This window comes from Thermoanaerobacter sp. X514 (assembly GCF_000019065.1).
In the GTDB taxonomy this organism is placed as follows: domain Bacteria; phylum Bacillota; class Thermoanaerobacteria; order Thermoanaerobacterales; family Thermoanaerobacteraceae; genus Thermoanaerobacter; species Thermoanaerobacter pseudethanolicus.
Map to the genome: position 1 here is coordinate 2444360 of NC_010320.1, position 12900 is coordinate 2457259.

Here is a 12900-nt window from a genome sequence, read left to right on the forward strand (position 1 = left end):
TTAAATTTACAGAGTGCATAATTTTATTGCATCTTTTTCCACTTTTATTTCCAGATTTTTGCTATATAATATTTCACCATCGACAGTAACCGGTACTTCTCGATCTGCCTCTATTTCTACTTTTTTTGCTCTATAAACTTCTACAATTTTAAGTTTAGTATGGGTTCCAAAAAGAACTAAGGGCAATAAAACCAATAATTTAATCTTACTTATTTTGTCAACAATCATGACATCTAAATAGCCATCATTAGGATCAGCACCCGGCAAAAGCTTTAATCCGCCTCCATAATAGCTTAAAACTCCCGCTGCAAAAATTGTTATTTCTCTATTTAACTCTTTATCATCCATTTTTATTTTTACAGAATAGGGCTTGTATTTAAAGAGGACATTTAAAAGGGCAGTCAAATATACCCATATCCCTGATAAAAATTTTTTGAACCGCACAGCCATTACCGCTGTTTCAGAAGCGATGCCTGTGCTTGTAATATTTCCAAAAGTTAATATATCGTTTATCACAGCTCCGTCTATAATTTTAATATTACCCATTATAAGCACATCAATAGCCTTTTCTAACTTTCTAGGTATGTGGAAAAATCTCGCAAAGTCGTTTCCTGTCCCTACAGGAATAATTCCCAGTGCAGCCTGTGTACCTTTTATTCCATTTACTACTTCAAGTACAGTACCATCTCCTCCTACTGCCGCCACAACTTTAAATCCACTAAGAGCTGCTTTTCTTGCTAATATTTTCCCTTCTCCTGCATATTTTGTTATAAAAATTTTGTAATTGATTAATTTCTTTTTCATAATTCTTCTAATTTCTGGAATCTTCCGATAGGCCCTTCCTCCACCTGCCACCGGGTTCACAATAAACGCAATCATGGTTATCACTCCCTGTTTTTTATAAAGCTTTTCTTTTGGCTCTTTCTATAGCTTGTACTTCTTCAGCAGAAAGAGGATATTTAGATTGCCCTCTTTCAATAGGCTTTGCAAAAGTAGCCGTCTCATTCCTGCCGTATATTCCCGACAAAACAATACCATTGTCATTGCTATCTAATAAGGCAATAGAAAAGCTTAAATCAGAACCAACATCAGAAAAAGCATTATACCGCACTATTCCCACTTTTTTAATTGCTGTTTTTGTTTCTTTATCTAAAGAATTTAAATCCATTCTTAACTTATCTAGTTTGTTTTTTATCTCTTCATTCTCTGTAAGGATTCTAGAAAAAATATCAAAGACATCTCCTTTTTCCAATGTTTTAATTATCTTATTATAAGTCCTGTTTAATCTTAAAAATTTCCCATTAATTATAAGTATGAAAATTAATTCTATAATTGATAAAACTGATAAAAACAAAATAATCAGCGTAGCATTTTGAGAAATAATATCTAAAAAATTTTGCATAAGTTTCTCCTCCAATTCGTCAGAATGCTTTTTGCGAAATTATTTCAATAGCTTTTATAGCTTTTTCTACTTCTTCTTCAGTGTTAAAATATCCAATTCCAAATCTTAAAGTACCAGTCTTTAATGTGCCAATTGTTGAATGGGCTAATGGAGCGCAGTGTAATCCCGCTCGAGTGGCTATATCAAAGTCTCTATCCAAAATATAACTTATTTCTCCTACATCTCTATCTTTTAATGTTATTGAAACTACTCCAACTCTTTCTTCTATTTCGTGTGGACCATATATTTTAACTTCTTTTATTTGCTCCAATCCTTCTATCAACATTTTAGTAAGCTTTCTTTCATGTTGATATATAGCATTTACACCTATGTTTTTTACAAATTTCACTCCTTCCTTTAGTCCTGCAATCCCTGGAGTATTAGGAGTACCACTTTCTAACTTGTCTGGCATCAAATCAGGTTGATACATTGATTCTGACTTACTTCCCGTTCCCCCTTCTTCAAGAGGCAATACATCTATACCTTCTCTTACATATAATCCTCCTGTACCTTGAGGGCCGTACAATCCTTTGTGGCCAGGAAAAGCTAAAAGGTCGATGTTTTGTTTTTCTACATCTATAGGCAATATTCCAGCCGTCTGGGCTGCATCCACCAAGAAAATTAAATTCATTTCCCGGGCAATATTTCCTATTTCCTCAATAGGCATTATTGTACCTGTCACATTGGAAGCATGGGTTATGGCAATCATTTTTGTTTTTGTTGTAATTGCTTTCCTTATATCCTCAGGGTCAATCTTTCCTTCCTCATTTGCTTTCACGATTGTAACTTCTATCCCCTTTTCTTTCAACGCCATAAGGGGTCTTATCATAGAATTGTGCTCCATACTAGAAGTTATTACATGATCTCCTTCTTTCAAAAGGCCTTTTAACGCAATATTCAAAGCTTCTGTTGTATTAGATGTAAATACCACTCTCATAGGGTCTTTAATATTGAAAATGCTGCATATCTCTTGCCTGGCTTCAAAAATAACCCTTCCTGATACAAGTGCCATTTTGTGTCCGCCTCTTCCAGGGTTTCCGCAGTTTCTTAAAACTTTCTCTACTTCCCTATACACTCCATCGGGTTTAGGCCAAGAAGTAGCAGCATTATCAAAATAAATCATAGTCCTATCTCCTTTAAATTAAATCTCCCGATATTATAATATATGCAAACCTCCTTTTAGGGTTCTTAACTATATTTTATATTTATTTTTTCTCATTAGCAACAAAAAACTAATTAAAGTGTGTGTCAAAAGTTAATAGGTAAATAATATGCTGACATTTTGCACAGTTTGCTCCAGTGACATCGCAGGCTAAACTAACGCTCGACCTCGGACTCCGGCAGGGTTCCGGGCACATTCGACATCCTTGTATTAGTGCCCGCCTCCGCCCTCACAAGGCTCCGGCCCCGCCGACCTCTCTCAGTCTCGCTAAGTTTAGCTTCTGCTCTGTCAAGTCGCTTCTCTTGTGCAAAATGTCAGCAACATTACCTACTGAAATTTTACACGTACCTAATTAAATCTCTCGTTTTGCTTTAAAAATGGTAAAATTACTGCAAAATTGGATAAAATTAAAAGCCTCCATAAAAATAGGAGACTTTTTAGCCCTTTCCATAAATGATTTCAATAATTCTTGTCAAATCTTCCTCACTGTAATATTCTATTTGTATAATTCCCCTATCTTTACTTTTTTGAGATATTTTTACTTTTGTTCCTAAAAAACTGCATAAATTATCTTCTATTTCCTTAACATGCACATCTATCTTGTTCGACTTTAGCTTTTTCGTGATTTTTTCATTTTTACGCAATAGATTCTTTACTAAATCTTCTGTTTCTCTTACGTTTAAATTTTCTGTAACAACTTTTTTTGCTGCCTCGTACTGTAAATTTTTATTTGGCAAAGAAAGTATAACTTTTGCATGGCCTATTGTTATATCACCTTTCACTAACATTTCTTGTACTCTATCGTCAAGATTTAGAAGCCTTATGCTATTTGCAATTACTGAACGGCTCTTGCCAATTTTTTTAGATATCTCTTCTTGTGTAAGATTAAATTGTTCTATCAATGCTTTATATGCTTTAGCTTCCTCGATGGGATTTAAATCTTCCCTTTGCAAATTCTCAATCAAAGCTATTTCCATAACCTGTAAATCATCAAAATCCTTCACAATTGCTGGTATTTCAGAAAGTCCCGCAATTTTAGCAGCTCTCCAACGTCTTTCCCCTGCTACTATTTGATATCCAGAATCTACCTTTCTTACTATAATTGGCTGAATAACCCCATGTTGTTTAATAGATTCTGATAATTCTTTTAAACTATCTTCATCAAACTGTTTTCTCGGTTGGTATTGATTGGGATGAATATAGGCTATATTTATCGTTTCTACCCCTTGGGGTTCCTCTGTTCGATATTCCGGTATAAGAGCCTGCAATCCTCTACCTAACCCCTTTTTACCAGCCATTTCATCACCACCTTTGTAAATTTTTCATATCCCTGCCCTTTCTATCACTTCTAATGCCAATTCATCATAAGCCTCTGCTCCTTTAGAATTAGGGTCATATATAGAAATTGGTTTTCCAAAACTTGGTGCTTCCCCCAAGCGAATATTTCGTGGAATAATTGTTCCATAAACTTTGTCTTTAAAAAATTTTTTCACCTCATCTACCACTTGTATAGATAAGTTTGTCCGAGCGTTAAACATAGTAAGAACTACACCCTCTATTTCCAATTCAGGGTTCAGACTCTTTTTTACAAGATTGATTGTATTCATAAGCTGGGTAAGTCCTTCTAAAGCATAATATTCACACTGAATTGGAACAATTACTGAATCAGCAGCAGTAAGAGCATTTATAGTCAAAAGTCCAAGTGATGGAGGACAATCTATTAATATATAATCAAATTCATCTTTAATTTGATTTACAGCATTTTTTAATTTATATTCTCGTGAAAGCATAGGGACCAATTCAATCTCTGCCCCTGCCAATTGAATACTAGATGGAACAATTGAAACTTTTAAATCCTTTAAAGGTATTATTGCATTTCTTATGTCTTCATCTTCAATCAGTACCGTATATGTAGTGTGCTTTAAAGAAGCCGGGTTTATCCCAAAGCCACTCGTCATATTACTTTGAGGATCTATATCTATACATAAAACTTTTTTCCCTTGTGTTGCTAAAGAATATCCTAAGTTTATAGTTGTGGTGGTTTTACCAACTCCACCTTTTTGATTTGCGATGGCAATAACTTTGCCCATTTTTTCACCCCCTTTTGCATGCAAATACCGGTTTAAGAGTTATCAATTTATATGTTTATTATATCATTGTTTATATCAATGTTCCACATGGAACATTATCAAGGGGGGTGAAAAAACTTTTACTTTTTTGAAATTTTGATTACAAACTCTATATACTCTTCCTTATCATTTTCAATATACTCTGCCGGCACACCAGATTTTTTCATCAAATCTACAGCTTGTTTCACTGTATTTACAAAAATTCTTATGTCCTTATAAAATTTCATCATTTTTTTGTTTTCTTTTTTAACTTGTTCCTGTTGCTTTGTTATTTTGTCTATCATGTCTTGTATCAATTTTTCTGTTTGACTCACGTTTAATTTTTTCTTTATAATTATTTCTAGTGCCTTTTTTTGTAGCTCTTCATCAGGAAGTCTCAAAAGTGCCCTGGCATGCCGCTCCGTTAAATCATTTTCCAATAGCTGTTCTTTTATCTCTTTGCTAAGCTTCAAAATCCTTAATTTGTTAGCAATAGTTGATTGGCTTTTACCCAAAATCCTTGCTAATTGTTCCTGTGTTAAATGGTGGTCGTTTATTAAATTGTAATATGCTTCCGCCTCTTCAATAAAATTGAGATTTTCTCTTTGTAAATTTTCAATTAAAGCTAAAACAGCCGAGTCTTCATCTTGCGCGTTTATAATTATCGCTGGTATCTCCGCAAGACCTGCCAATTTAGAAGCCCTTAACCGCCTTTCCCCCGCTACTAACTCATAAAAATTATTGTACACCATTCTTACAGTAATAGGTTGCAATACCCCATAAGCTTTAATGGACTCTGCTAATTCTTGTAAATTCTTTATATCAAAGTTCTTTCGCGGCTGATATGGATTAGGCCTTATTGAATCAATAGGCAAATAACAAATTTCTTGTGTTTTACTCGATACCACTTTTACACACCCCGCTCTTAAAACAATTAAAAAATTTTTCTACAATATATATTCGACAAATAATGTAAAATTCCTCCTTAAATTCAAATATATTGTTAAAAATTATAAAAAAGTTTCGGGAATTGGAATAAGGTTATTAAAAAAATTTTTTTGCTGTATAAGCTCTGCCAATTTTTGGGGATAAACTTGATAGTTTTTCAAATCCTTAAGGTCAATCCATTTTACCTCTTTTAAAATCTGTTTCTCTTTAGGAAATTCAGGGTCACTCCCTAAGGTCAAATTTCCCCCAATAATAGAAGAATAAAAATACGTCACATAGTAAATATCATATTCCTGAATATAACAGACACCTTTAAGTTTAATGTCATAGCCTGTCTCTTCTTTACATTCTCTTATAGCAGCTGCTGCTACTGACTCATTTTCTTCTACTCTGCCTCCAGGAAAAACCCATGCTATTTCCTCCCCATCTTGATGTTTTACTAAGAGAACTTTTCCTTCTTCAACAATGACCACTCTCGCAACTAAAAAGCTCGCTCTAAATTTTAACATTTTTTCTTCCCTCATTCCAAGATTGGTAAGTTATTTAGGATATTTATATTAAAATTATACCACAAAAAATTTTATAAAAATAAAAAAAACAGTCTAAAAGTAATTTTAGACTGCCAGACTGTAGACAAACCTTTTTTCATATAAAAGAAGCATTTTGCATTTGTGAAGCGACTTGTTACAAAGCAACAACTAAACTTAGCGAGACCGAGGAACGGAGGCAGGGCCGAAGCCAAGGAGGGCGAAGGCGGGCACTAAGGCAAGGACGCCGAATGTGCCCGGAACCCTGCCGGAGTCCGAGGGGAAGCTTATGTTTAGTCGCCGAAATTTTCTCCTTTAAGTTTATAAAGGAGATCTTTGTATAGCATTTGCCCTTCTAGGATACTTTGTAGGGCAATTGTCTATTTTTTTAATAATCACCAAATGATGAACTATATCACTATAAGGAAGTTTAATTTCCTTTACTTCCTCGATTTCCCCCTTTAATTCCTTCAAAGCTCTTTGACTATTTTCTATTTCCTCTTCAATCTCTCTTCCTTTTAAAGCAATAAAATAACCATCTACTTTTACAAAAGGAAGAGTGTACTCCAACAAAATATTTAAAGGTGCAACAGCTCTTGCCACGGATAAATCAAATTGTTCTCTATATTTTATGTCTTTTCCTATATCTTCTGCTCTTCCGTGAATTAATTCTATTTCATTTATACCCAATTTATTTATAACCTCTTCTAAAAAAGTAATTCTTTTTTTAGAAGAGTCTAAAAGAGTAGCTTTTAATTTAGGGAACACAATTTTTAAAGGAATACAAGGAAAACCAGCACCTGTACCAACATCTATAATTTTTTCTTCCTCTTTTATTTTTCCACTCTTAACCACAGATAAGCTATCTAAGAAATGCTTAATCACAACTTCACTTTCTTCTGTAATTGCCGTTAAATTCATCTTCTGATTCCATTCCAATAAAAGAGCATAATATTTTTGGAAATGTTCCACATGGAACATTTCCAAAAATATACCCCACTCTTTAGCGCCCTCAATTAGCATTTCAACCGATTTGTTCTTCATCTTCTTTATTTCTCCTTAACTGCTGCATGTAAATTAAAAGCACAGAAATATCAGCAGGCGAAACTCCTGAAATACGAGAAGCCTGTCCAATTGAAGTAGGTCTTATTTTTGTCAATTTTTCTTTTGCTTCATTGCTTAAACCATGAATTTGATAATAATCAATATCTTCTGGAATCTTTTTGTTTTCTAATGCTTTAAAGTGTTCAACTTGCCTTAGTTGTTTCATTATATATCCTTCATATTTAATATTTATGTCTATTTGTTCAGCAACACTGTCTAAAATATCATCGGGCCTGTTTTTATCCAAAAATTTAGTAGACTTATAATCAATTTCAGGTCGCTTTAGCAAAGTATAAAGGTCAACTCCTGTAACTAAAGGAGTACTTCCTTTAGATATGAGAAAATTGTTGACTTCCTCAGAAGGTTTTATCATAACGCCAAGAAGTCTTCGCATTTCTTTTTCTAACTGGATCTTCTTCTTTAAAAATTTTTGATATCTTTCTTCTGTTACAAGGCCGATTTTATACCCTAGTTCTGTCAATCTAAAATCTGCATTATCTTGTCTTAATAAAAGTCTATATTCAGCTCTCGAAGTAAGCATCCTATAAGGCTCATTTGTACCTTTTGTAACTAAATCATCAATCAACACTCCTATATAAGCTTGAGACCTATCCAAAATCACAGAAGGTTTGTTTAAAAGCTTCATAGCAGCATTTATTCCCGCCATCAAACCTTGAGCAGCCGCTTCTTCATATCCAGATGTACCATTGACTTGTCCTGCAAAGTACAACCCTTCAATTTTTTTAGATTCTAAAGTAGCTTTTAATTGCGTTGGGTCTATACAGTCATATTCAATAGCATAAGCTGGCCTCATCACTCTTACATTTTCAAGGCCAGGAACAGTCCTCAAAAATTCCAGTTGCACATCTTCAGGCAAACTAGAAGACATACCTTGTACATACATTTCATAAGTATTTAATCCTTCTGGTTCAATAAAAATTTGATGTCTTTCTTTGTGAGGAAACTTTACAACTTTATCTTCAATAGAAGGACAGTATCTTACTCCTACCCCTGTTATTTCACCACTAAAAAGAGGAGAACGGTGAATATTTGCCATTATTATTTCATGAGTTCTTTTATTCGTATAAGTGAGCCAACAGGGCAACTGTTCTATTTCGATTTTATCATGCATATAGGAAAAAGGAGTAATGACTTCATCCCCCGGCTGTATTTCCATTTTGGAAAAATCAATACTTCTTTTATCAACTCTCGCAGGAGTACCTGTTTTAAATCTCATCAATTTAAAACCTAATCTTTTCAAAGTCTCAGAAAGCTGATTAGCTGGAAAAAGTCCGCTAGGTCCACTGTCAAAACTTACATCACCAATTATAACTCTTCCTTTTAAGAAGGTACCTGTAGTAATAATACAAGCTTTACATTTATATATCGCACCTAATTTTGTTACAACCCCTGTAACTTTGTTGTCTTCTACCAAAATGTCTACAATTTCCGCCTGTTTTATATCAAGGTTTTCTTGTCTTTCTAAAGTGTACTTCATGTTCATCTGGTAAAGTTTTTTGTCAACTTGTGCTCTCAAAGACCTTACAGCAGGGCCTTTACTGGTATTCAAAGTACGAATTTGTAATAAAGATTTGTCTGTATTTATAGCCATTTCCCCACCTAAAGCGTCAATCTCTCTCACCAACTGAGCCTTGGCAGGGCCTCCAATAGAAGGATTGCAAGCCATCAAAGCAATAGAATCTAAGTTGACAGCAAAACCCACTGTTTTAAGTCCCAACCTTGCACAAGCGAGAGCAGCCTCACTGCCCGCATGTCCCAACCCAACAACTGCAACATCGTATTCACCAGCAATAAAATTCATACTTTCACCTACTTTCCCACACAAAATCTCTCAAAAATTTCATTTATTAAATCCTCAGTTGCCGTCTCTCCAGTAATTTTACCTAATTGGTCAAGAGCCGCATTTAAATCAATTGTAATTAGGTCTTCACTATACCCCCCTTCAATAGCTTCAACACAGCTTTCCATATACTTTTTAGCATTAATGAGCGCTTCTTTGTGCCGCGAATTTATGACTATTTCATCTTCCCTCAAACTTATGTCTCCTCTAAACACCAAATTATAAATAGTGTTTTCTAATTCTTCTAATCCAATTTTTTCAACAGTCGAAACCTCTATTATTATACCATCTTTGGTAAGATCTTTTAATTCTTTTTCATCAATTTTTTTAGGTAGATCTATCTTATTCAACACAAATATGATGTTTTTACCTGTTAAAATGTCAAAAATTTCGTAGTCTTCTTTAGTCAACTCTCTTGAGGCATCCAGCACAAACAATATTAAATCTGCTTCAGCCAGAACTTCTTTGCTTTTAGTAACCCCTATTTTTTCCACCAATTCATCTGTATCTCTAATTCCTGCTGTATCAATAAGCTTTATTGGAATACCTTTTACATTAACATATTCTTCAATAATGTCTCTGGTAGTTCCTGGTATATCTGTGACAATGGCTCTATTTTCTTTTAATAAGGCATTTAAAAGAGAAGATTTACCCACATTTGGTTTACCAATTATGGCAGTTTTAAGTCCTTCTCTTATAATCCTTCCACTTTCAGAAGATGCAATGAGTTTATCGATATCTTCTACTATTTCCTTAGCAGTTTCTAATATTTCTTTTCTCTCAAGTTCTTCCACATCTTCTTCAGGAAAATCTATTAAAGCTAAAAGATGGACTAATAGACCCATGATTTTATCTTTCATTTCCTTTATTTTACTTCCAACATATCCAACCAACTGTTTCTGAGCATATCTATTAGCAAGCATAGTTTTTGCCCTTATTATATCTATGACCGCTTCTGCCTGAGACAAATCAATTCTTCCGTTTAAGAAAGCCCTCTTTGTAAATTCTCCTGGCTCCGCTAGTCTCGCTCCTTGCTTTAATACTAGTTCAAGAATTTTGGAAGTAACTACTATACCTCCATGACAATTTATTTCAACTATATCTTCCCTCGTATAAGTATTAGGTTTTTCCATAATAGATACCAAAACTTCATCATAAACTTCTTCTGTTTCAGGGTCTACTATATGTCCATAATGTAAAGTATGACTTTTCACTTTTTTTATATCTTTAGACTTATAGGGTTTAAAAATTTTTGAAATTATTTCTAAAGCATCATCTCCACTTAATCTAACTATTCCAATTCCTGCTTCCCCTGGAAAAGTGGAAATAGCTGCAATTGTATCAAAAACCATTTTCATCACCAACCAAAAAATTGTCTTATAAAATAATATACCAATGTTTTCACTTTTTCAATCAGAAATATAAAAAAAACCCTTGACAGGGTATTATTTTAAAGCTATTATGACTCTTCTATTAGGCTCCTCTCCTTCACTATAAGTCTCTACATATGGATGGTCCTGCAAAGCCATGTGAATTATTCGCCTTTCATTAGGACTCATAGGCTCTAATTCAACGCTTTCTTTTGTCTCCATTACTTGTTTGGCTAATTTTTTCGCAAGCCTAATTAGAGTCTCTTCCCTTCTTTTTCTATAATTTTCTGCATCTAATATAATTCTTCTATATCTATCATATTCTCTATACTTGCTGGCAACAACATTTACAAGATATTGCAATGAATCTAATGTCTCACCCCTATGACCTATCAACAACCCCACATTTTTTCCATATAAATTAAACTTTATAGTATCCTCATCTTCTTCTATATCAAACTTAACATCTAATTTCATCGCCTCAATTACTTGCTGTAAAAAATTTTTAGCGCTCTCCTTTATTACATCTTTTAAAATTACTTTGACTATCGCCTGCTTGCTTATAAGACCTAGAAAACCTTTACCCCCTTCATCCAACACTTCCACTTGTACCATTTCCCTCGGTACGCCAAATTCCTGTAAGGCAAGATTTACAGCTTCTTCCACCGTCTTGCCTGTCCTTATAAGCTCTTTCAACTTATGATTCCCCCTTAGCAGTATTTGTCTCTCTCATAAAAATATACTGCTGCACTATCTGAAATATATTGCTTGTAACCCAATATATTCCTACTCCTGCCGGCAGAGAAACAGTTATCCATCCCATAAAAATTGACATCATTATATTCATAGAATTTTGACTTTTGTCTGTTGCTACCATGGCAGAAGATATATAAGTAGTCACAGCAGCTAAAATAGGAATTATATAATAAGGGTCCTTTTGTGCAAGACTATGTATCCATAAAAAAGAAGCAGTTGAAAAAGCTGGATAAGTTCTAAGCATTGTAAAAAGCGGCCACAATATTATCAAAGGCAAAAGCATAGGTAAACATCCACCAAAGGGATTTACTTTCTTCTCTTGATACAATTTCATTGTTTCCATGTTTAATTTTTGAGGGTCTTTAGCATACTTCTTTTGAAGCTCCTGCACAAGAGGTTGTATTTCTTTCATCTTTTTCATCGTATTCATTTGCTGTATATAAAAAGGCAAAAGAAGTATTCTTATTAAAATAGTAAAAATAATTATAGCGATACCATAATTTCCTACATAATGATGTATAAATTCTAACAACTGTCCTAAATACACAGCAATTGTTGTCATAATAATACCTCCAAAAATTTATTTTACAGGGTCATATCCCCCGGGATTAAAGGGATTGCACCTTAAAATCCGCCAAATTGACATAATTCCGCCCTTTAAAAGTCCATACTTTGATATTGCTTCTATAGAATATTGAGAACAAGTTGGGTAAAATCTACAGCTCCTTGGCTTCATAGGCGAAATATATCTTTGATACAACTTAATTAAAAAAATAACAACATTTTTCATTTTTCATTCCCCGCATAAAGAGGTGTTTTCATAATTAATTTTCTCATGGAATTTTTTAAAGTGTGAAAATCAGCCTCTACAATTTTTCCTCTTGCGACAAAAATTATATCAAAACCTGTTTTTATCTCAATATCTAAAAGTCTAAAACTTTCATGTAAAAGCCTTCTAACTCTATTTCTTACCACACTTTTACCTATTTTTTTACTCACTGAATAGCCAACTCTATTAAAACCTAAATTATTTTCCATATAATACATTACAACAAACTGATTAGCAACAGATTTTCCATTTGAATAAACCTTTTTAAATTCATAACTTTTTTTAATTTTTACAATCTTTCTCCTCATTTATACCTCCGGATTGTAAAAAAGGCCCTAAAGGCCTCACGCTGTCAATCTATGTCTACCTTTTTGTCTTCTTCTTTTTAAAACATTGCGACCGCTTTTGGTAGACATTCTCTTTCTAAAACCGTGCACTTTTTTTCTATGTCTTTTTTTGGGTTGATAAGTGCGAAGCATTGCCACACCTCCTAAAACCTAAAAAATGCTATAAAAATTATAACGTTAATTAAGGAGGATGTCAACAAGACTTTTTAAAATAAGAAAATTATCAACAACTTAAGAATCATCTACACACACCTGTAGACAAAATTATTTTTCTTATTGATAATCTGTTGATAATTTGCTATTATAAAATTAAACTGTTGATAACTTGAGTAAATTGTAGCCACAGAAATAACAACTTATTCACAAGTTGTTGATAAGTTTGTGGATAAGTTGTTATTTCAATGTTAGTTTCCTTATTCATCATATTTATAATCAAGGTATTTTAAT

Annotated in this window: 15 protein-coding genes; all 15 read right to left on the bottom strand. The window is 33.5% G+C overall.

From position 1 onward, the window contains the following. Nucleotides 1-6: 6 nt before the first annotated feature. Complete coding sequence (locus tag TETH514_RS12060) at nt 7-879, bottom strand: diacylglycerol kinase family protein (RefSeq protein ID WP_009052060.1); 873 nt, start codon at nt 877-879, stop codon at nt 7-9. Nucleotides 880-898: 19 nt separating this feature from the next. Beyond that, entirely contained in the window at nt 899-1402 is a 504-nt protein-coding gene (locus TETH514_RS12065; RefSeq protein ID WP_003867422.1) for a DUF4446 family protein, read from the bottom strand. Nucleotides 1403-1421: 19 nt separating this feature from the next. Next, entirely contained in the window at nt 1422-2564 is a 1143-nt protein-coding gene (locus TETH514_RS12070) for an aminotransferase class V-fold PLP-dependent enzyme (RefSeq protein WP_009052059.1), read from the bottom strand. A gap of 476 nt (nt 2565-3040) precedes the next feature. Further along, nucleotides 3041-3901: a ParB/RepB/Spo0J family partition protein gene (locus tag TETH514_RS12075; protein WP_003867420.1), complete on the bottom strand. Its 861-nt coding sequence runs from the start codon at nt 3899-3901 to the stop codon at nt 3041-3043. A 24-nt stretch (nt 3902-3925) separates the two neighbouring features. After that, the gene (locus tag TETH514_RS12080; protein WP_003867419.1) at nt 3926-4693 is read right to left on the bottom strand and encodes a ParA family protein; all 768 of its coding nucleotides are present in this window, start codon (nt 4691-4693) and stop codon (nt 3926-3928) included. Between the two features lie 119 nt (nt 4694-4812). Further along, a complete protein-coding gene (noc, locus tag TETH514_RS12085; RefSeq protein WP_003867418.1) occupies nt 4813-5619 on the bottom strand; it encodes a nucleoid occlusion protein in 807 nt (268 codons plus the stop codon). A gap of 102 nt (nt 5620-5721) precedes the next feature. Then, nucleotides 5722-6168, bottom strand: coding sequence for an NUDIX domain-containing protein (locus tag TETH514_RS12090; RefSeq protein ID WP_003867417.1), 447 nt, complete (start codon nt 6166-6168; stop codon nt 5722-5724). A 339-nt stretch (nt 6169-6507) separates the two neighbouring features. Beyond that, nucleotides 6508-7230, bottom strand: coding sequence for a 16S rRNA (guanine(527)-N(7))-methyltransferase RsmG (gene rsmG, locus TETH514_RS12095; RefSeq protein WP_009052058.1), 723 nt, complete (start codon nt 7228-7230; stop codon nt 6508-6510). Beyond that, nucleotides 7211-9112, bottom strand: coding sequence for a tRNA uridine-5-carboxymethylaminomethyl(34) synthesis enzyme MnmG (gene mnmG / locus TETH514_RS12100; RefSeq protein WP_003867415.1), 1902 nt, complete (start codon nt 9110-9112; stop codon nt 7211-7213). Before mnmG ends, rsmG begins: the two co-directional genes overlap by 20 nt. An 8-nt stretch (nt 9113-9120) precedes the next feature. Next, nucleotides 9121-10503, bottom strand: coding sequence for a tRNA uridine-5-carboxymethylaminomethyl(34) synthesis GTPase MnmE (mnmE, locus tag TETH514_RS12105; RefSeq protein WP_012268801.1), 1383 nt, complete (start codon nt 10501-10503; stop codon nt 9121-9123). Between the two features lie 93 nt (nt 10504-10596). Then, a complete protein-coding gene (gene jag, locus TETH514_RS12110; RefSeq protein WP_009052056.1) occupies nt 10597-11217 on the bottom strand; it encodes an RNA-binding cell elongation regulator Jag/EloR in 621 nt (206 codons plus the stop codon). Between the two features lies 1 nt (nt 11218). Next, nucleotides 11219-11839: a YidC/Oxa1 family membrane protein insertase gene (locus tag TETH514_RS12115; protein WP_009052055.1), complete on the bottom strand. Its 621-nt coding sequence runs from the start codon at nt 11837-11839 to the stop codon at nt 11219-11221. Nucleotides 11840-11857: 18 nt separating this feature from the next. After that, nucleotides 11858-12067 carry a membrane protein insertion efficiency factor YidD gene (yidD, locus tag TETH514_RS12120; protein WP_009052054.1) on the bottom strand — a complete coding sequence of 70 codons (210 nt, stop codon included), beginning with the start codon at nt 12065-12067 and terminating at the stop codon, nt 11858-11860. Continuing rightward, the gene (gene rnpA, locus TETH514_RS12125; RefSeq protein WP_009052053.1) at nt 12064-12414 is read right to left on the bottom strand and encodes a ribonuclease P protein component; all 351 of its coding nucleotides are present in this window, start codon (nt 12412-12414) and stop codon (nt 12064-12066) included. Before rnpA ends, yidD begins: the two co-directional genes overlap by 4 nt. A 36-nt stretch (nt 12415-12450) precedes the next feature. After that, nucleotides 12451-12585: a 50S ribosomal protein L34 gene (rpmH, locus tag TETH514_RS12130; protein WP_003867410.1), complete on the bottom strand. Its 135-nt coding sequence runs from the start codon at nt 12583-12585 to the stop codon at nt 12451-12453. Nucleotides 12586-12900: the final 315 nt, after the last annotated feature.